General features: G+C 60.0%; 19 protein-coding genes. 5 read left to right on the top strand and 14 right to left on the bottom strand.

Annotation, left to right across the window (positions count from 1 at the left end; translation table 11 throughout):
• Window positions 1-68: 68 nt before the first annotated feature.
• From K5K95_RS07010 to K5K95_RS06995, 4 genes are all read right to left on the bottom strand, one after another.
• Window positions 69-1,274: an MFS transporter gene (locus tag K5K95_RS07010; protein WP_222588869.1), complete on the bottom strand. Its 1,206-nt coding sequence runs from the start codon at window positions 1,272-1,274 to the stop codon at window positions 69-71.
• Window positions 1,267-2,244 carry a diiron oxygenase gene (locus K5K95_RS07005; RefSeq protein ID WP_222588868.1) on the bottom strand — a complete coding sequence of 326 codons (978 nt, stop codon included), beginning with the start codon at window positions 2,242-2,244 and terminating at the stop codon, window positions 1,267-1,269. The genes K5K95_RS07010 and K5K95_RS07005 overlap by 8 nt, the downstream gene beginning before the upstream one ends.
• Window positions 2,241-3,320, bottom strand: a complete 1,080-nt coding sequence (locus K5K95_RS07000; protein WP_222588867.1) for a SagB family peptide dehydrogenase — start codon at window positions 3,318-3,320, stop codon at window positions 2,241-2,243. Before K5K95_RS07000 ends, K5K95_RS07005 begins: the two co-directional genes overlap by 4 nt.
• Window positions 3,321-3,743: 423 nt before the next feature.
• A complete protein-coding gene (locus K5K95_RS06995) occupies window positions 3,744-4,940 on the bottom strand; it encodes a class I SAM-dependent rRNA methyltransferase (RefSeq protein ID WP_222588866.1) in 1,197 nt (398 codons plus the stop codon).
• A gap of 232 nt (window positions 4,941-5,172) precedes the next feature.
• On the opposite strand from K5K95_RS06995, the gene K5K95_RS06990 reads away from it, so the two are divergent.
• Genes K5K95_RS06990 through K5K95_RS06980 form a run of 3 tightly spaced genes read left to right on the top strand, consistent with a single transcriptional unit; the run spans window position 5,173 to window position 7,207 of the window.
• A complete protein-coding gene (locus K5K95_RS06990; RefSeq protein ID WP_222590303.1) occupies window positions 5,173-5,988 on the top strand; it encodes an HDOD domain-containing protein in 816 nt (271 codons plus the stop codon).
• Between the two features lie 28 nt (window positions 5,989-6,016).
• Window positions 6,017-6,829, top strand: coding sequence for a bifunctional DNA-formamidopyrimidine glycosylase/DNA-(apurinic or apyrimidinic site) lyase (gene mutM, locus K5K95_RS06985; RefSeq protein ID WP_090178527.1), 813 nt, complete (start codon window positions 6,017-6,019; stop codon window positions 6,827-6,829).
• A gap of 54 nt (window positions 6,830-6,883) precedes the next feature.
• The gene (locus tag K5K95_RS06980) at window positions 6,884-7,207 is read left to right on the top strand and encodes a multidrug transporter (protein WP_222588865.1); all 324 of its coding nucleotides are present in this window, start codon (window positions 6,884-6,886) and stop codon (window positions 7,205-7,207) included.
• Between the two features lie 133 nt (window positions 7,208-7,340).
• Here K5K95_RS06980 and K5K95_RS06975 read toward each other — a convergent pair whose 3' ends face one another.
• From K5K95_RS06975 to K5K95_RS06955, 5 genes are all read right to left on the bottom strand, one after another.
• Window positions 7,341-7,592 carry a YfhL family 4Fe-4S dicluster ferredoxin gene (locus tag K5K95_RS06975; protein WP_008150569.1) on the bottom strand — a complete coding sequence of 84 codons (252 nt, stop codon included), beginning with the start codon at window positions 7,590-7,592 and terminating at the stop codon, window positions 7,341-7,343.
• A 102-nt stretch (window positions 7,593-7,694) separates the two neighbouring features.
• Window positions 7,695-8,174 carry a pantetheine-phosphate adenylyltransferase gene (gene coaD, locus K5K95_RS06970; RefSeq protein ID WP_007945531.1) on the bottom strand — a complete coding sequence of 160 codons (480 nt, stop codon included), beginning with the start codon at window positions 8,172-8,174 and terminating at the stop codon, window positions 7,695-7,697.
• 115 nt (window positions 8,175-8,289) lie between these two features.
• Window positions 8,290-9,885, bottom strand: coding sequence for a GMC family oxidoreductase (locus K5K95_RS06965; RefSeq protein ID WP_222588864.1), 1,596 nt, complete (start codon window positions 9,883-9,885; stop codon window positions 8,290-8,292).
• Window positions 9,886-10,040: 155 nt separating this feature from the next.
• Window positions 10,041-10,586, bottom strand: a complete 546-nt coding sequence (locus K5K95_RS06960) for a twin-arginine translocation pathway signal protein (protein ID WP_222588863.1) — start codon at window positions 10,584-10,586, stop codon at window positions 10,041-10,043.
• Window positions 10,587-10,614: 28 nt separating this feature from the next.
• Window positions 10,615-12,045 (bottom strand): coniferyl aldehyde dehydrogenase, encoded by a 1,431-nt coding sequence (locus K5K95_RS06955; RefSeq protein ID WP_222588862.1) that lies wholly within the window; start codon window positions 12,043-12,045, stop codon window positions 10,615-10,617.
• A 144-nt stretch (window positions 12,046-12,189) separates the two neighbouring features.
• Between K5K95_RS06955 and K5K95_RS06950 the strand changes: the two genes are divergently transcribed.
• The gene (locus K5K95_RS06950; protein WP_222588861.1) at window positions 12,190-12,861 is read left to right on the top strand and encodes a TetR/AcrR family transcriptional regulator; all 672 of its coding nucleotides are present in this window, start codon (window positions 12,190-12,192) and stop codon (window positions 12,859-12,861) included.
• A gap of 33 nt (window positions 12,862-12,894) precedes the next feature.
• Entirely contained in the window at window positions 12,895-13,749 is an 855-nt protein-coding gene (locus K5K95_RS06945) for a sulfurtransferase (RefSeq protein WP_222588860.1), read from the top strand.
• A gap of 125 nt (window positions 13,750-13,874) precedes the next feature.
• On the opposite strand, the gene K5K95_RS06940 is transcribed toward K5K95_RS06945, so the two are convergent.
• Genes K5K95_RS06940 through K5K95_RS06920 form a run of 5 tightly spaced genes read right to left on the bottom strand, consistent with a single transcriptional unit; the run spans window position 13,875 to window position 19,213 of the window.
• On the bottom strand, window positions 13,875-14,705 hold the full coding sequence (locus K5K95_RS06940; RefSeq protein WP_222588859.1) for an AraC family transcriptional regulator: 831 nt from the start codon (window positions 14,703-14,705) through the stop codon (window positions 13,875-13,877).
• A 3-nt stretch (window positions 14,706-14,708) separates the two neighbouring features.
• On the bottom strand, window positions 14,709-15,707 hold the full coding sequence (locus K5K95_RS06935) for a hydrolase (RefSeq protein ID WP_222588858.1): 999 nt from the start codon (window positions 15,705-15,707) through the stop codon (window positions 14,709-14,711).
• A gap of 56 nt (window positions 15,708-15,763) precedes the next feature.
• The gene (rsmD, locus tag K5K95_RS06930) at window positions 15,764-16,375 is read right to left on the bottom strand and encodes a 16S rRNA (guanine(966)-N(2))-methyltransferase RsmD (RefSeq protein WP_222588857.1); all 612 of its coding nucleotides are present in this window, start codon (window positions 16,373-16,375) and stop codon (window positions 15,764-15,766) included.
• Window positions 16,375-17,865, bottom strand: coding sequence for a M16 family metallopeptidase (locus K5K95_RS06925; protein ID WP_222588856.1), 1,491 nt, complete (start codon window positions 17,863-17,865; stop codon window positions 16,375-16,377). The genes rsmD and K5K95_RS06925 overlap by 1 nt, the downstream gene beginning before the upstream one ends.
• Window positions 17,858-19,213, bottom strand: a complete 1,356-nt coding sequence (locus tag K5K95_RS06920) for a M16 family metallopeptidase (RefSeq protein ID WP_222588855.1) — start codon at window positions 19,211-19,213, stop codon at window positions 17,858-17,860. Before K5K95_RS06920 ends, K5K95_RS06925 begins: the two co-directional genes overlap by 8 nt.
• Window positions 19,214-19,249 lie beyond the last annotated feature (36 nt).

The following is a 19,249-nucleotide window of genomic DNA, read 5'->3' as shown; positions in this document are numbered from 1 at the left end:
TCAGGAGGGAATGCCGGGAAGCGTTGATCTGGCGGTGACGGGGCGTGCGGGATGACGACTGGCAGGCATCAGCCGGTACTCATTGCCTGATGCCGTCGGCTGATCAGCGCATTGAGGCCTATTCCCACGGCGCTCAATGCCAGGAAACTGAAGGCAAGCGTCACCGGCAGATGACTGGTGCTCAAGTTGATCAGCGCGCTGACCATTCCACCGAAGACAAATACCAGGGTGTTGCCGGCCGAGGCCGAAGTGCCGGCGTTGCCGGGGAATATGTCCATGGCTTTGGACGTCGCGATCGGACGGGCGATGGTTGTGCCAGCGGTGCAGACGATCATCGGGATCAGTATTGTCTGGATCGAAAGCCCCAACGTTGCCGATAGCCAGAGCATCAAGATGCCCGAAAGGAAGATCAGGCAAAGACCCACAATAATTTGCGTGTTCGGTGCGATCCGGTTGGCAAGCACCCGAGCGACGACTCCGCCGAACAGGTAGGCCACGCCGTAGAACAGCAGGGTCAGGGAGAATTCGTACGGCGAAAGCTGAAGCTGCTCCATGAAGATCAGCGGCGAGATGACAATGAAGGAAAAGTGGCAGGTGAAAGCGATGGCGGCGATCAGCCAATAACCGAGGAAACCTGCGTCGGCACAGATCATTCGGTACGACTGGAGCATGCCGTGGCTGGGTGCGGTAGCGGGGCGCAGGTTTTCAAGAAAGAAACAGGCCTTGAGGAACACCGCCGCGGCCAACGCGATAAAGGCTATAAAGCTCCCCGGCCAGTCCATGGCGTGTTGCAGCACGGTGCCTGCCAGTGGCGAAACTGAAATGAAGATACCGCTGGCGGTGACCATGAGAATCCGTAGTTGATCGCGTTCCTTGCCGTCGAACAGGTCCTGAACCAGCGCCTGCGCGAGAACGAAACAACCGCAGCCGATGGCCTGGACTAACCGGAACATCAGGAACCAGGCGTACTCGTTCGACATCACGCAACCCAGCGCGCCAATGATGGAGACCACCATGCCCGCCAGCAGCAAGCCCTTGCGCCCGATGACATCCGAGAGCGGTCCGATCAGCAGTTGAGACAGCGAGATGCCGATCGCGAACAAGCTGATGGAAAGGGCGATGTCGGATGGCGTGGTCCGGAAATGTTCAGCCAGCGCGGGGAAGGAAGGCAGCAATACGTCGAGGGGAAATACACCGAGCAATACCATCGTCAGCAACAGAATGACCGCCGCTCGACGTTTTTTTATACCAACGGTCCCTTTCGCTTCACTCATCGAAAAGCCCTGCCCTGGAGAACAGCTGGCGATTGGCGGGCAGGTCGAAGAATCCCGCTTTGTTCAATGCGCTCAATGTCGCGCCAGCACCTGATCGAGCACGGCGCTGGCAGGCGGACGGAGACGTCAGCTCGCACAGTATCTCTACGACAAACGCCTCACCAACGCCGGCGCTGCGCAGGCTTTCGCCAAGCCAGCGTTCATCCGCTTCAAAGAAAACCAGCAGGATTTCCAGGAGCAACCTGGCGGTGAACGTGCGTTGACCGCTACTGAGCTGCAACCACAGGAAGTGGAACACCTCAGAAAAATAACGGCTGTGTCGCGCCTCGTCGGTGAGGTGGTCTCTGAGCATTGCCTGAACGCTGCACACCAGTTCGTCGCGACAAACGTCGAGCAATTCCTTGGCAATGATCGTCTCCGAGACGAACCCGACGAGAAACCAGGCCAGCGCTTTGTGTTTGTCCGGCGCGCCATTGATCAAGGCGTTCAGCCGGACTATCCGTTGAGGCATGACCGGACGCTCGGTGATGCCGTAGCAGTCGGCAATCTGTTCGGCGAGTTGATGGGAGAACAGTGCGTGGTAACCCTCGTCCGTGTAGAGCTGAAGCGCGGCCGTTTTCATTTTTGAAGGAATGCAGACGCCGAGCTCATTGTGGATGATGGTTTCAACGGATCGGTTGACGATCCGGTGCTCAAGCAGGGTGGTGTAGTCGAGGAAATACACCAAATGGTTGGCGGACAGGCGATGAGCAAGCGTTTTACCGGCTGCCTTGATCTCCGGGTGGTTCAGGTAAGGCAGAAACGCCGGTGGAAACCAGTGGCGTGTTTCCAGTTGTTGCGCCAGATCCAGAGGTAGCCGGTAGTTGTGCTCGCTGGTTCTTACCGAGGCTCGGGTATTCCAGTCGCCGAGGGTGAAGCGCTGGGCCCACGAGGCGGGGGCGTAGGCGGGCGCGGTATTGGAGCCGGTCATTGTTCCTGCCCCTGAGCGTACAACAGCGCTTTTAACTCCATGCACATCACCTGCCCGTCGCTCTGACCACAGCCAACAAAAAACAGTGGCTGCTCCGCGCTGTCTTCAAGTCCCAGCAGTGCTTCGACCTGATTGTCGGTCAATGCGCCCGTTAACCAGGTGTGCAACCCCAGCACGGTGGCCACCAATTGAAACGTCTGGGAAATATGACCGGCCTCGACGTAGGACATTCGGTAGGCGCGCGAGTGTTCGTATTTCCACCACAGCTTGTCGAAGCGGCTGGTGATGAACAGCCCGACGGGCAAGTTGTTGATGAAATGCTGCCCGCAAAGCAGCTGCCCCAACGGCTGAACAGGCAATGGTCTGATGAAACTCAGCGCATGTTCGGCGGGGCGATAGGCGTAAAGGCCGGGTTCGAGGCCAATGACGTTTTGCACCAGAAGAAAACCTTCGCATGCATTCAGCCCGCCACCCGAGGGGCTGCTTCGACGCGCGCCGAGGCCTTCGACGACGCCGTCGTCGATGCCGTTTTCACGTTCATGTAGATAGCCAAGAGACAGGTATAAAAGCGTGCTGACGGACTCCAGGGAAACGGCTTCACCGGTGAAGGCGCGACAGGTTTTTCGCTTGATCAGAGCCTCTGCCAGCGAGCCTTGCGGCAGCCTGCAAGGTTTTGGCAGGACCGTCAGCGCGTCTGCCGAGCGTTCGCAGGCTCGTGCTTGCGGGGCGGGTGTGGTCAACACCTCGGTGCAATGGTCGAGATACTGTTTCGACCATTCATGAATATCGTGTGGAACATGGTCGCAAGGGATGTTCTTGGTGCCGATATGAAATATCTTCGACAGTTCATCCCAGCCCCATTCAACTGTGACGGGCGTTGTCGTTGATACGATGCCCGCACTTAGAAGTTGTGCGTCAATAGTATGTTGGTTATTGAAGTTGTTCGGATTGTCGATAAGTTCGGCGAGTCGGGTTGAATACTTCAGGTTGAGTTCAAATTGTTTGTGATTCTTGTAATCCCAGACAATTTGACCGGGCGTGCGCGGAAGTATGAATAGATGCGGGTTTATATGCATGTGGATCGCGCTCTCTCTGGACACTGCGTCGGAAACGCTGGGTAGCCGGCACTCCCCAGCGTTTTATCTACTTAGCGGGCTTTTGGAGCAACCAGAAAAGCCAGGTTGGCGATTTTGTTAGCTTCCAGAGTAATTGCTTTCATGTTGGAACTCCTTGTAATTGAAAGTGAGCGCCACCTCGTGGTGACAACTCAATCATAGATAGTAATGGAGGCTTATCAAGGAGATATTAGGTAAGAGGCTTCTAGTAATTGTGTCGGATCGGTCCTACAGAACAATTAATTTTGTAAGTTCTATCCGGTAAAACAAGAAGTACAGGGAAACTTCCTGCAAGCCAGTAGGCTGCCAAGGTAGGACGCCAGGAATTAAATAACAGATAACAGAAGGGGAGCCGATTGGCTCCCCCCTTCAAAACCGGCTTGATCAGCTGTTTGGCAGCAGACGGCAGGTGATGCTTTTGATGTAGCGGGTTTCGGCGATGGCCGGGTGAACCGGATGATCCGGGCCCTGACCGCCACGCTCGAGCATCTGGATGTTGCGATCCAGGTGACGGGCACTGGTCAGCAGGATGTTCTGCAGGTCATCTTCCGGCAAGTGCATCGAGCACGAAGCGCTGACCAGGATGCCGTCCTTGCTCAGCAGGCGCATGGCTTGCTCGTTCAGGCGACGATAAGCGCCTTCACCGTTCTTCATGTCTTTCTTGCGTTTGATGAACGCAGGAGGATCGGCCACGATCACGTCGAAACGTTCTTCGCTGGCTTTCAGCTCTTTCAGGGCTTCGAACACGTCGCCTTCGATGCAGGTCATTTTCTCGGCGAAACCGTTCAGCGCGGCGTTGCGCTCGACGCCGTCGAGGGCGAAGGCGGAGGCGTCGACGCAGAACACTTCACTGGCGCCGAAGGCCGCCGCTTGCACGCCCCAGCCGCCGATGTAGCTGTACAGGTCCAGTACGCGTTTGCCTTTGGCATAAGGGGCCAGGCGCGCGCGGTTCATGCGGTGATCGTAGAACCAACCGGTTTTCTGGCCCTGGATGACCGGCGCTTCGAATTTCACGCCGTTCTCTTCCAGCGCCACCCACTCCGGCACCAGGCCGAACACGGTTTCGACGTAACGGTTGAGGCCTTCGGCGTCACGGGCCGCGGAGTCATTCTTGAACAGAATGCCGCTTGGCTTGAGCACTTGGGTCAGCGCCGCGATCACGTCTTCTTTATGGGCTTCCATGGTCGCCGAAGCGATCTGCACCACCAGGATGTCGCCGAAACGGTCGACTACCAGGCCTGGCAGCAGGTCCGAGTCACCGTAGACCAGACGATAGAACGGCTTGTCGAACAGACGGTCGCGCAGGGACAGGGCGACGTTCAGGCGATGCACCAGCAGCGATTTGTCCAATGGCAGCTTGATGTCGCGCGACAGCAGACGTGCGCAGATCAGGTTGTTCGGGCTCATGGCAACGATGCCCAGCGTCTTGCCGCCGGCCGCTTCGAGGATCGCCTGGTCACCGGCCTTGAAGGCGTGTAACGGGGTGGCGGCTACATCGATTTCATTGCTGTAGACCCACAGGTGGCCGTTTCGCAGGCGACGGTCGGCGTTGGCTTTGAGGCGCAGGCTAGGCAGGGACATGACGTCGCTCCGGAAAAAAGAGCGGGAGTATAGCGTGTTGCGCAAGGCCACGGTTTGGCGGATGGACATGCGGTGAGGCCGCCGGGCATTTGATTAAACTGCGGGCGATGTCGCCGCCAAGGTGTCGGATCCAACTTTATAAGGGTTAGAATCGCCGCCTGACCCAGAGTGTGTACTTATGTCCCAAGAGCTGACGACCGAACAGATCCAACAGTCCCTGCAAGGCATCAGCGTGCCGGCCCAACCGCAGATCATGGTGGATTTGCAGATGGAGCAGTACATGCCCGACCCGGACCTGGAGGTGATCGCCAAGCTGATCTCCCAGGACCCGGGACTCTCTGGGGCTTTGCTGAAGATCATCAACTCGCCGTATTACGGCTTGAGCAACAAGATTGCCTCGATCCAGCGTGCGGTGAATCTGCTGGGTAGCCGCTCGGTCATCAACCTGATCAACGCGCAGTCGATCAAGGGCGAGATGAACGACGACACCATCGTCACCTTGAACCGGTTCTGGGATACGTCCCAGGACGTGGCAATGACGTGCCTGACCCTGGCCAAGCGTATCGGCGCCCAGGCAGGTGACGAGGCGTATGCGTTGGGTCTGTTCCACGACTGCGGCGTGCCGCTGATGTTGCAGCGCTTCCCCAATTACATGAGCGTGGTGGAGGAGGCTTACGCCAACGCCAGTGCCGAGTGCCGAGTGGTCGACACCGAAAATCGGGTGTTCAATACCAACCACGCCGTCGTCGGGTACTACACCGCCAAATCCTGGCGCCTGCCGGAGCATGTGAGTGCGGCCATCGCCAATCACCACAATGCGTTGGCGATTTTCAGCGACGAGTCTTCGCGTAACGCCCAGCTCAAGAACCTGCTGGCGATCTTGAAAATGGCCGAACACATTTGTGCGTCGTACCGGGTGCTGGGTAGTCAGACCGAAGACCATGAATGGAATAGCATCGCACCTCTGGTGCTCGATTATGTCGGTCTCTCGGACTACGACTTCGACACCCTCAAACAAACGATCCGCGACCTTGGCACTCACCGCTGAGGGTCGGACAGCCTGATTCGAGAACAGCATGCCTGAACTGCCAGAAGTCGAAACCACTCGCCGCGGAATTGCACCCCACCTGGAGGGCCAGCGCGTCAGCCGGGTGATCGTGCGTGACCGCCGTTTGCGCTGGCCGATTCCTGAGGACCTCGATGTGCGGTTGTCCGGCCAGCGCATCGTGCTGGTGGAACGACGCGCCAAGTACCTGTTGATCAATGCCGAGGTCGGTACGCTGATCAGCCATTTGGGCATGTCGGGGAATTTGCGGCTGGTGGAAGTCGGCATGCCGGCGGCCAAGCATGAGCATGTGGACATCGAACTGGAGTCGGGCCTGGCCCTGCGTTACACCGATCCGAGACGGTTTGGCGCGATGCTCTGGAGCCTCGATCCGCTCAATCACGAACTGCTGATTCGCCTGGGGCCGGAGCCGTTGACCGACCTGTTCGATGGCGAACGCTTGTTCCAGCAATCGCGCGGACGCTCCATGGCGGTCAAGCCGTTCATCATGGATAACGCGGTAGTGGTCGGGGTCGGCAATATCTATGCGACCGAAGCCTTGTTCGCCGCAGGCATCGATCCGCGCCGCGAGGCCAAGAGCATTTCCCGGGCACGCTATTTGAAGCTGGCGATCGAGATCAAGCGCATTCTGGCCGCCGCTATCGAGCGCGGTGGCACCACGCTGCGCGACTTCATTGGCGGCGACGGGCAGCCGGGTTATTTCCAGCAGGAATTGTTTGTCTACGGCCGTGGCGGCGCACAGTGCAAAGTCTGTGGCACAGAGCTTCGGGAAGTGAAACTGGGGCAGCGCGCCAGCGTCTTTTGCCCGCGTTGCCAGAGCTGATACGTCCCAGGGTCTATAGTCAGTGTTCTCACTGCCTAGCCGAAGGACCGTGCCATGAATTCGTTTCGAACCCTTGTCGTTGCGCTGCTGCTGAGCATCGGTGCACCCGCGCTGGCGGCCAGCAACGGCAGCGGTGACCCGCGCTACACCATCCAGAATCCCCCGGCGTACGCCATGATCGGTGACTTGCTGATCGCCCGACCTTTGCTGGTCGTAGCGACGGTGATCGGTGCCGGGGTGTTTGTCGTGTCGTTGCCGTTCACCGCACTGGGCGGTGGCATCGGCGATGCCGGGCAGGCGCTGGTGGTGGATCCGGCCAAAGCCGCGTTTGTGCGGTGCCTGGGGTGTATCGGGGAGGGGTTTGAGCAGCGGGAGTGAAGTCAGCTGGATTTTTTTTGTGTGGCTGATGGCCTCATCGCGAGCAAGCTCGCTCCCACAGTTGATCGCGGTCTAATGTGGGAGCGGGCTTGCTCGCGAAGAGGCCCGAACAAACGCTACAAAACCATCGGGCTCAAGCCTTGCCGGTAAGCTTGCGATACTTCTCCATCAACTGCTCTTCAGTCTCCGGATGCGCCTCGTCCAGTGGAATGCAATCCACCGGGCAGACCTGCTGGCACTGAGGTTCGTCGTAGTGACCGACGCACTGCGTGCACAGGTTCGGGTCGATCACGTAGATCTCTTCGCCTTGGGAAATGGCGGCGTTCGGGCACTCGGGTTCGCAGACGTCGCAGTTGATGCAATCGTCGGTGATGATCAGGGACATGCTAACTCCAGCCGGGGCGCAGAGCCCTGGCGCAATAAACCAATGCGCGCAATTGTGCCGCATTGGCGCCCGCAGTGCACGCGGGCGCCGCTTGAGCGGTCGTTACTTCTTGAAGCGCTCGGTGAGGGCATCCGCCACCGCAGGGTGGACGAACTTGGTGATATCACCACCCAGCGCGGCGATTTCACGGACCAGCGTCGAGGAAATGAACGAATAACGTTCGGACGGAGTAAGAAACAGACTTTCCACATCCGGCGCCAGTTGACGGTTCATGTTGGCCAGCTGGAATTCGTATTCGAAGTCCGACACCGCGCGCAAACCACGCAGGAACACGTTGGCGTTCTTCTCTTTGGCGAAGTGTGCGAGCAGCGTCGAGAAACCGACGACTTCAACGTTCGGCAAATGTTTAGTGACCTCGCGGGCCAGCTCCACACGCTGTTCCAGGGGAAACAACGGGTTTTTCTTCGGGCTGGCAGCGACGGCGATGATCACATGATCGAACAGGCGCGCGGCGCGTTCGACCAAGTCGCCATGGCCCTTGGTAATAGGGTCGAAGGTACCTGGGTACAACACTCGGTTCATCGCGTCGTCCTGGCGGGAGTCCGTTGGGGAGTCGGATGGTATCGCAGCCTTCCCGGTCGGCCAAGTCGCCTGTTGGGTAACAAAGCACTATAGACGATGGGAATATTCGCTCTTTTCATGGGTTTTTCAAACGTTCGGCGAGGGAAGTCGCCAGTTGCGCCGTCAGTCCGTAGACCGACAATTGCGGGTTTGCGCCAATGCTGGTGGGGAATAGCGAGCCATCGTGGATCGACAGATTGCTCAGTTGATGATGACGACCGAGGCTGTCGGTCACCGCGTTTTTCGGGTCTTCGCCCATCGCGCAACCGCCCATCACATGAGCGCTGCCCAAGCGAGTGCGATACAACTCCAGGCTCAAACCGTCGATCAGCGTGCGCGCTTCGGCCAGGGTTTTAACATAGCGAGCGTCGGCGTGCATCGGCATGACGGCGCTGGCGCCGCCGGCGAACTGGATCTCGGCCATGCTGTGGAAGGCCCGGCGCAAACCGTCCCAGGCATACGCTGAAACCTGATAATCGAGCACCGGCGTGTTGTCACCGCGCAACTCGACGCTGCCGCCGGGGCTGTCTGGGTGGAAACCGTCGCGCAACAACGCCAGCATGGCGTGGGTATGGGGCAGGTTTTCCATGTGCCGGGCGTTTTCCTCGCCGAAACCGCCGAGCAACGTGGTCGCCAGCGCCGGGTGCAGCGGCGGCACTTCAAGTTTGTAGGACATCTTGCCGGTGGTGCCGTCCTGCCATTGGAAATGGTCGGAATAGATCGACTGCGGAGCGCCATAGAACGGGTTGATGACGTCGTCGAACAGCCCGGCGGACATGTTCACCAGGTGCAGGAACGTGCGCTTGCCCAAGCGTTTGTGCGGATCGGGTGCGTCTGAGCGCAGAAGCAGCGCCGGGCTGTTGATTCCGCCGCCTGCCAGTACGTAATGCCGTGCCTTGACCGTGATTGTCTTGCCGGTGGGCGCAACGCAGCGTTCATCCATCGCGACACATTTAAGCCCGGAGACCTTGCCGTCCTTGATCGAGAGCGTTTCAGCACGGGCCAGATAAAGCAGCTCGCCGCCGTTTTCCAGGGTCGCCGGAATGGTCGTGACCATCATGGATTGCTTGGCGTTGGTCGGGCAGCCCATGCCGCAATATCCGAGGTTCCAGCAACCGCGCACGTTGCGCGGAATTACATGCCAGCTGTATCCAAGCTTTTCGCAGCCTTTGCGAATTACGTCATTGTTGGCATTGGGCGGCACCCTCCACGGTGCGACGCCCAGGCGTTGTTCCATTTTTTCGAACCAGGGGGCCATCTCGACGGAGCTGTGGCCTTTGACGTCATGTTCCCTGGCCCAGTGTTCGAGGGTCGGGTCCGGGGTGCGAAAGCTCGATGTCCAATTGATCAGCGTGGTTCCGCCCACCGCGCGGCCCTGGAGGATGGTGATCGCGCCGTCCTTGCTCATGCGCCCGATGCCTTCCTGATAGAGGCTGGTGTAGGCCTGGTCCTCAAGCATCTTGAAGTCGCTGCTGGTCTTGAGCGGGCCTTCTTCGATCAGCAGCACCTTGTAGCCCGCGGCGCTGAGGATTTCCGCGGTGGTCCCGCCACCGGCGCCGCTGCCGATGATCGCCACGTCCGCTTCGAGGGTCAGGTCCTGGGTCAGTTGCGAGCCGTTGTGGGTTTTCCAGCCACGGGCCATGCCTTCGCGGAACGGATCGGGTACGGGCATTCTCAGGTTCTCTTATTGTTTTGGATTCGGTTGTGACGCATCTGACGCCTTCGCGGGCAAGCCACACTCCCACAGGTTTTGAGGTGGGCCACCCTTTTGTGAACGATTCAAACCCTGCGGGAGCGTGGCTTGCCCGCGATGGTGTCGACTCGGTTTCAGACCGTAGGCGGCCCCGGATACCCGCAGTGCACCCACGATTGCGCACGGCTGTACCACGCCATCATCACCAGTTGCAGCAACGAGCTATGCCCCATGCGCAACAGGCTCAACGAACTGTTTTCCCAGCGATCGAGGAAGTGCCGGATCTCATCGGCACTGGCATTTTCCCAACTGCCCCAGATCCCGGTCAGCGGTCCGCGCGTCACGGCCATCCCCAGCACATCGAACAATTGTTGAGTCAGCTTGAGCATTTCCGGCGACAAGTGATTCAGGGAGTTGTCCAGGCTGTGCAGGGTGTCAGCGACGGCATTCGGCATTTTCTCGACGGCCACCGCGCCGTCGAGCATCACCGGCACCAGCGCCCGAAGAAACATCAGGTCGGCGCGGCGCAGGATCGCAAAACCGTCGGCAGGAATACTGGACGAGCAGCCGCTGAGGCTTGCGCCCAATCCAGCCGTAGCCAGAAAAGCGCTCGCACCGAGGCTGAATTTAAGCAGGCCGCGCCGGGACAGCGCGGGTGTTGCAGGCAGGCTGGGGCTCATTATTTTTATTACCCGGCAGTGGTGAGCGTTAGCGGATAAACAGCTTCTGGATCAGTTTCTGAATCGCTTTGCCGTACGGCGGATAAATCAGTTTCGCCGCGTTGAAGCGCTGTTTGATCAGCACACCCTTGGCCTTGCTAAAGGTCAGGAAACCTTCGTGACCGTGGTAATGGCCCATGCCCGAGGCGCCAATGCCGCCGAACGGCATATCGTCCTGGGCGACATGCAGCAGCGTGTCGTTGAGGCAAACACCCCCGGAATGGGTCTCGTGGAGCACACGCTGTTGTTCGCGTTTGTCGTAGCCGAAGTAATACAACGCCAGCGGGCGAGGGCGCTGGTTGATGTAGGCAAATGCCTGATCCAGATCCGCGTACGGCACGATGGGCAGCACCGGGCCGAAGATTTCGTCCTGCATCACAGTCATGTCGTCACTGACATTGAGCAACACGCTGTGGCTCATGCGTCGGCCCTGGCCTTGATCGAACAGCGGAATCAGCAACGCGCCCTTGCTGGTGGCATCGCTGATATAGCCGTTGAGCCGCGTCAGTTGCCGGTCGTTGATGATGGCGGTGTAGTCCGGGTTGTCGGCCAGTATCGGATAAAACCCGCGCACCGCCTGACGATAGGCGTCGACGAATCCGCCGACGCGATCCTCAGGCACCAGCACGTAGTCCGGGGCAACACAGGTTTGCCCGGCGTTCAGGGTTTTGCCGAAAGCGATGCGTTCGGCTGCGTCCTTGAGCGGCACATCGCGCGAAACAATGGCTGGGGATTTGCCGCCGAGTTCGAGGGTCACGGGGGTCAGGTTCTCGGCCGCCGCGCGCATCACGTGTTTACCGACGCTGGTGGCGCCGGTGAACAGCAGGTGATCGAAACGCAATCTGGAGAAGGCCACACCGACATCGGCTTCGCCCAGCACCACGCAAACCAGGTCTTCGGGGAAGATCCGAGCGAATAAATCCTTGAGCAGCAAACCGGTGGCGGGGGTCGACTCGCTGAGTTTGAGCATCACCCGATTGCCTGCCGACAGCGCACCCACCAACGGGCCGATGGCCAGATACAGCGGGTAGTTCCACGGCACAATTACGCCGACCACGCCCAGCGGCTGGTAGACAACTTTGGCCGACGCCGGCTGAAAAGCGATGCCGACCTTGCGCCGCGAAGGTTTCATCCAGCTTTTGAGGTGCTGACTGGCGTAATGAATGCCGTGCAGGCTGGGCATCAGTTCGGCGAGCAGGGTTTCATCGGCACTGCGGTGGCTGAAGTCCTGGCTGATGGCATCGATCAGCACCTCGCGTTCATTGCTCAACATATCCCGTAGGGCCTTGAGCCATTGCTGGCGCTGGGCAGCTGGCGGCATCGGGTTGGCGGCGTAGGCTGCGCGTTGCGCGTCGAACAGGGTTTGGAGAGCCTCCAGGGGCTGCTGCGGATTCTGCAGGTAGGCAATGTCAGCAGTCATGATCGGCTCCGGATTTATTGTAATCAGCACTTTCTAGAGTCTATGCTCTAGAAAGTCAAATGACATCCTGGTGCAGCTTTGTTTATCCACCCGCGGATAGGTCGTAAGATGCCCGTCAACGCACTCTTAATTAAAGCTCAAGCCATGGCCCCTCGGATCAAAACCAGCGAGCGCATCGTGCAGAACAGCCTGGAGCTGTTCAATCAGCAGGGTGAGCGCAGCATCAGCACCAACCACATTGCTGCCCACATGGAAATTTCCCCGGGCAACCTGTACTACCACTTCCCTAACAAGCAGGCGATCATCGCCGTGTTGTTCAGTGAGTACGAAAGCCTTGTGGACAGCTTCCTGCGCCCGCCCCAGGGTCGTGCGGCCACGGTCGAGGACAAGCGCTTCTACCTTCAGGAACTGCTGGCCGCGATGTGGCGCTACCGCTTCCTGCACCGAGACCTTGAGCACCTGCTCGACAGCGATCCGGAACTGGCTGCCCGTTATCGGCGTTTTTCCCAGCGCTGTCTGATCCATGGCACGCATATCTACGCGGGCTTCGTCGAGGCTGGCATCCTGCAAATGGACAAGGTTCAGATCGAATCCCTGACGCTCAATGCCTGGATCATCCTGACGTCCTGGGTGCGTTTCCTGTGCACCACGCGGGAAAACTCCAATCACCTGAGCGAGCAGGCGATCAAGCGTGGCGTTTATCAGGTGCTGGTGCTTGAAGCCGGCTTCGTCACGGACCAGTCTCGTGATGCCGTGAATGCGCTGTATGAAGAGTTTTACGTGCCGTTGGCCCAGGCCCTGGAAGAAGTGCAGTAGGATTTGAAACCGACTTAGTCACAGGAGCCCGTTATGCCCATTGCGCAACTGATCAGCCCGCAAGCACTGGACCTGAAAAAGGACCAGCCTGGGCTGGTGATTCTGGATTGTCGTTTTGCCCTCGAAGACCCGGACTACGGTCAGCGCAGCTATGCCGAAGGGCATATCGCCGGGGCCAGGTTCGCCGATCTGGAGCGTGACTTGAGCGGGGCGGTGGTCAAGGGTGTGACCGGGCGCCATCCGTTACCGAAGCCTGAAGAGTTGATCGAGCGTCTGCAGGCCTGGGGCATCAACGCCGACAGCGAAGTGGTTTTGTACGACGACGGCCCCGGTGCCTTTGCGGCGCGGGCGTGGTGGTTGCTGGCCTGGCTGGGCAAGCGTGAGGGCGTGTTTATCCTCGATGGCGGGCTCAAGGCCTGGCATGCGGCGGGTTTGCCACTGAGTCTGGATGCGTGCGACACCCGGCGCGGCACTTTCACCGGAACGCCGGACAGTGCGCTGGTCTTGAGCGCCGAGCAGCTTCAACAGCGTCTCGGCCAACCCGCGCTGACTTTGCTTGATGCTCGCGCCTTGCCGCGCTTCAAAGGCGAAGTCGAACCGATCGACCCGATTGCCGGGCACATCCCCGGCGCACAATGTGCGGCGTTCACCGACAACCTGGGCAGTGACGGGCGTTTTCTGCCGGCCGAGCAGCTCAAACAACGGTTTGCCGCGAAACTGGGCAATCGATCACCCAGCGATCTGGTGGCGTACTGCGGTTCAGGCGTGACGGCTTGCCACAACCTGTTTGCCCTGTGCCTGGCGGGATATCCGCTGGCCCCGTTGTATGCCGGGTCGTGGAGCGAATGGATCAACGATCCCGCGCACGGCATCGCTACCGGGGAGTAGCCAACAATCAAAATGTGGGAGCGAGCCTGCTCGCGATAGCGGTGGATCAGTCCGCAGATATGCTGAATGTTAAACCGCTATCGCGAGCAGGCTCGCTCCCACAGGAGGCATTGAGGCTTGGGCTATCACCGCAGCCGGGCACTGCGATATGCCCCCGGCCCAACCCCGTAGACCTGCTTGAATTGTCGACTCAAGTGACTCTGGTCGGCAAACCCCAATTGCATCGCCACCTCCAGCGGCAAACAACCACCCTGTAATAACCCCCTCGCCCGGGCGATGCGTTGCTGCATCAGCCAGGTGTGCGGCGGCATGCCCGTGGCGCGGCGAAATACCCGGGCGAAGTGGAACGGCGAGAGGTTGACTGCCGCTGCCAGTTCTTCCAGCGAAGGCGGTGCCGCCAACTGCGCTTGCAGCAGATCCTTGGCCTGCGTCACCGCCCGATGTTCCTTGCCCGGTTTGCCCGCAATCGGTACTGCTGCGTGACGTTGCAGCAGCAACAGCATCATTTCTCGCCAGACCGTCTGCTGTTGCAGCGCTGTGGACGGACTTTCCAGCAAGCGATGCAATTGGCAGAAGCCCTTCACCAAGTCTGGATCGCGGTACAACGTGGCGCCAAAGGCCGGCAGGTTGTTGCTCGGCAATTCCAGCTCATCCAGCAGCGAGAGAATCTGAGTACTGTCGGGATAAAACGCCCGGTACAGCCAGCCGTCCTCTGTGCCTTTGTGGCCGGTGTGCAGTTCGTCGGGGTTGATCAGCACCAGCGTGCCGCTGCCCGCCAGGTGTTCGGCGCCGCGATAGCGATAACGCTGGGCCCCGGCCATGATCATGCCGATCACATAGCCGTCGTGCACATGGGGCGCGAAGCGATGCTCGATGTAGCGCGCGGACAACAGCTCGACCCCGGCCAAAGGCGCCGTTTGCCAGAAGTGGATCGACTCGCCCTGATCGGTTTCCATGACCTACTCGCGGCCCACGGCACTCAGCCACTGCGGGATGCGCCGTTCGAGGTAATAACCCGGATGCCGGAATGAGCCATCGACAAAGCCGACATGTCCGCCCTTGGTCTGCAATTCGAATTGCGTGCAATCGGACAATTCTTGCGGTTGCGGCAGGCTATGTGGAAAGACAAAGGGGTCGTCAGCCGCGTGGATGATCAAGGTCGGCGTGCGAATTTCGCCAAGGAAATAGCGGCTCGAAGCGCGGCGATAGTAATCATGGGCATCGACGAAACCATTCAGCGGAGCCGTGACCCGGCCATCGAAATCCCAGAAGGTGCGCATGTTTTCCAGCGAGCCCAGCGCCTCGAGGGCCGCCAGTCCCTCTTCGTGTCCGTCATGCTGGAACTGGCGCTGCTTGTTCTTGATGTAAGCCACCATCTCGCGCATGAAATGCGCCTGATAGATCTTCGAAAAACCCTGGCCGATCCGATCGGCACATTGATCCAGGCGAAACGGCACCGACACCGCCACTGCGCCAAGCACGCCGCTGTCACTGCCGGTTTCGCCCAGGTGCTTGAGCAGGACGTTGCCGCCCAGGGAATAGCCGACCGCATACAACGGAGCGAGAGGGCGCTTGGCCCGCAGGTGTTTGATGGCTTCGGCCAGGTCTTCGCTGGCGCCGGAATGGTAGCTGCGTGGCAACAGATTGGGTTCGCCGGAGCAGCCACGCCAGTTCAGCGCGACGCTGGCCCAGCCTTGGGCACCGAGCGCTTTCTGCACACCGGCCACGTAAGGCGAATTCGAAGAGCCGGTCAGGCCGTGCAACACCAGCACCAGCGGCGCATTGGCGGTGTGCGGGCCGTGCCAGTCCATATCGAGAAAGTCGCCATCCTCAAGCCACAAGCGTTCGCGCTCGCGTTCGATGTGCGTGGTTTTGCGCCACAGCGGTCCCCACAAGGTTTGCAAGTGCGGATTGCCGAGGCCGAAGGCGGGCGTGAAACGTTCAGGCGGATGGGGCACGTTTATTCTCGATGCAGCGGTGCGCAACCGGTGCGCACCTTTTTCAGGCCGATTGGTTAACCGGCGATCTCTGCCATACGTTGCCACAGCGCGTAATACACCCGCCCGGATTTCTGCTCCCGGTGCAGGCGCCAGTTGCCTGGCAAGCCAAGGCTCGATGGCGCGTTCTCGCTTTCAGTGTAGATCCAGGCCTCGTTGGCCAGCCACTGACGCTCCTCCAGCAGCGCACAAACGCCGGGCAGCAGGTTCTGGTTGAACGGCGGGTCGAGGAACACCAGGTCGTAGGCCGTTGCGGCCTGGGTTTCCAGGTAGCGCAAGGCATCGGCGGTCTGGATCTGGCCGGTGGTGCAGCGCAACGTGCCCAGATGCTCCTTGATGCTGGCGACCGCAATGTTGCTGGCGTCCAGCGCCTGGCCCATGGCCGCGCCACGGGACAAGGCTTCGAGGAACAACGCGCCGCTGCCGGCGAACGGGTCGAACACTTTGGCCCCGGCCACGTACGGCGCGAGCCAGTTGAACAGGGTTTCACGCACCCGGTCCGGGGTCGGGCGCAAGCCCGGTGCATCGGGGAAGCTCAGTTTCCGGCTGCCCCATTCGCCGCCGATGATGCGCAGTTGGTTCACGCCGTTATGTACGTTGTGAACAGGTTTTTTTGGACGAGTGGCCATTAATGCTCCGGAACCCCGAGCGGCTGCTCGGCAGGTTTATCAGATGGGGCCGGTAACGGCTTTTGCGGCACGGTCGGGCCAGCGCTGACGACGACCATTTTGTCCGTGCTCAGGTGTTTGTTCAGTGCGGCTTTGACCTGCTCGACAGTCAGGCTCTGGGACTCGCGCATAAAGTCATCCAGATAGCTCAGCGGCAGGTTGTAGAAACCCATGGCGCCGATTTGGCCGACAATGTCGGCGTTGCTGGCGGTGGACAGCGGGAAGCTGCCGGCCAGTTCACGCTTGGCGTCGTCGAGTTCTTTCTCGGTCGGTCCGGTTTTAAGGTAGTCGGCGAGCACGTCCTGCACCAGCTTGAGCGTACCTTCGCTCATCTCGGCGCGGGTTTGCAGGTTGATCATGAACGGGCCGCGCGCCTGCATCGGAGTGAAACCCGAATACACGCCGTACGCCAAGCCGCGCTTCTCGCGCACTTCACTCATCAATCGCGTGCCGAAACCACCGCCGCCGAGGATCTGGTTGCCCAAGGACAGCGCGGCGTAGTCCGGATCGTCACGGTCGATGCCCAGTTGCGCGAGCATCAGGTTGGTCTGCTTGGACGGGAACTCGATGTGGCTGACGCTGGCTTTCGGTTCTTGCGGTTGTGCGATTTTCGCCAGCGCCGGACCTTTCGGCAGTGCACTGGAGACCTGGGCGGCGATGGTCTCGGCCTCGGCGCGGGACAGGTCACCGACCAACGCAATCACCACGTTGCCAGCGGCGTAGGCTTTTTGGTGGAACGCCTTGAGTTGCGCCACGGTAATCGCCGGAATGGATTTCGCCGTGCCGTCACTGGAATGCGCGTACGGATGGTCGCCGTACAAGCGATTCATCAGTTCCAGGCTCGCCAGTTTGCCCGGGTTCTGCTTCTGGTACTCGAAGCCGGCCAGCATCTGGTTCTTGATGCGCGCGAAGGAGTCGGCGGGGAAGGTCGGTTTGCCGATGACTTCGGAGAACAGCTTCAGCGCAGGCTCGCGTTTGTCGGCGGCGCTGAGGCTGCGCAACGAAGCCAGCGCCATGTCCTTGAATGCGCCGTTGCCGAAGTCGGCACCCAGGCCTTCAAAGCCCTGGGCAATTGCGCCGACATCCTTGCCGGCCACGCCTTCGTTGAGCATGCCGTTAGTCAACACGGCCAAGCCTGGGGCTTCACCGTCCTGGCTGCTGCCGGCGGCAAAGATCAGGCGCAGGTCGAACATTGGCAATTCGCGGGCTTCGACGAACAGCACCTTGGCGCCTTCGGCGGTGTTCCAGGTTTGTACGTCGAGGGAGCGGTGGCTGGGGGCCTTGCCGTCCAGTTCGGCCAGCGATTGCAACTTCTGGCTGGACTTGGCCTTGTCGAGGGCTTCGCTGGCCTTGGGGTCCTGGCTTTTCGAGAAATAAAATGCCGTGGACCCGATCAGGGCGACAGCGATCAGGCCGATCAGGGCCAAACGTGATTTCTTACGCTCACTCATGAGTCGTCTCCGGTGGCAGGACATGGGCGACGCTGAGACGTTCGCGGGTGAAATACAGCTTGGCGGCTTTCTGAATATCTTCCGGGGTCACGCCTTCGAGGTCGGCGAGTTCGGTGTCCATCAGTTTCCAGGACAGGCCGACAGTTTCCAGTTGGCCAATCGAAGTGGCCTGACTGGTGATCGAATCACGCTCGTAAACCAGGCCCGCGATGACTTGAGCCCTTACGCGCTCCAGTTCTTCAGCAGACGGCGCGGTGGTTTTCAGCTGTTCGAGCAGTTTCCACAGGCCCGCTTCGGCCTGAGCCATGGTTTTCTTTTTCTGGGTATTGGGCGTCGCCGACAACGTGAACAGGCTGTCGCCACGGGTGTAGGCGTCGTAACTCGACGAACCGCCGGACACCAGCTCTTCGCCGCGCTCCAGTTGCGTCGGGATGCGTCCGCTGTAGCCGCCGTCGAGCAGGGCCGAGATCAGGCGCAAGGCATTCACCAGGCGTTTGTCTTGAGCGGTGGCGATGCTTGGCACGTTGAAGCCCAGCATCAGGCTCGGCAATTGGGTCTGCACGTGCAGGGTGATCTGGCGCTCACCCGGCTCGGCCAGCTCCACCGGGATTTTCGCAGGGGGCACGTCGCGTTTGGCGATCGGGCCGAAATAGCGCTGGGCCAGGGCTTTGACTTCGTCCGGGGTCACGTCGCCCACGACCACCAGCGTGGCGTTGTTGGGCACATACCAGGATTGATACCAGTGGCGCAGCTCCTCGACCTTCATGCGGTCCAGATCAGCCATCCAGCCGATGGTCGGCGTGTGATAGCCGCTGGCCGGGTACGCCATGGCCTTGAAGCGTTCGTAGGCCTTTGACATCGGCTTGTCGTCAGTGCGCAGACGACGTTCTTCTTTAATGACTTCGATTTCGCGGGCGAACTCGTCGGCCGGCAGGCGCAAATTGGCCATGCGGTCGGCTTCCAGTTCAAAGGCCACGCCCAGGCGGTCGCGGGCCAATACTTGATAGTACGCAGTGAAGTCGTCACTGGTGAAGGCGTTCTCTTCGGCGCCCAGGTCGCGCAGGATCAGCGACGCTTCACCGGGACCGACTTTCTCAGTGCCCTTGAACATCATGTGTTCCAGGGCGTGGGACAGGCCGGTCTGGCCTGGCGTTTCGTAGCTTGAGCCGACCTTGTACCAGACTTGGGAAACCACCACGGGCGCACGATGGTCTTCGCGCACAACCACCTTCAAACCGTTGTCGAGGGTGAATTCATGGGTGGGTTGCGGGTCGGCGGCCAGGGCAGAGAGGGGCAGACAAACTGTGCTGAGCAGCAGGCCTGCAGCGCGGCGGGCTAGAGCATTCATTCGTTTTTAAACCTGTTGGGCTGCCCGCTTGGTCTT

The organism is Pseudomonas sp. DR48, assembly GCF_019823085.1.
GTDB lineage: Bacteria > Pseudomonadota > Gammaproteobacteria > Pseudomonadales > Pseudomonadaceae > Aquipseudomonas.
The sequence above is the reverse complement of the archived record's forward strand: the minus strand, read 5'-3'. Positions and strand labels throughout refer to the sequence as shown.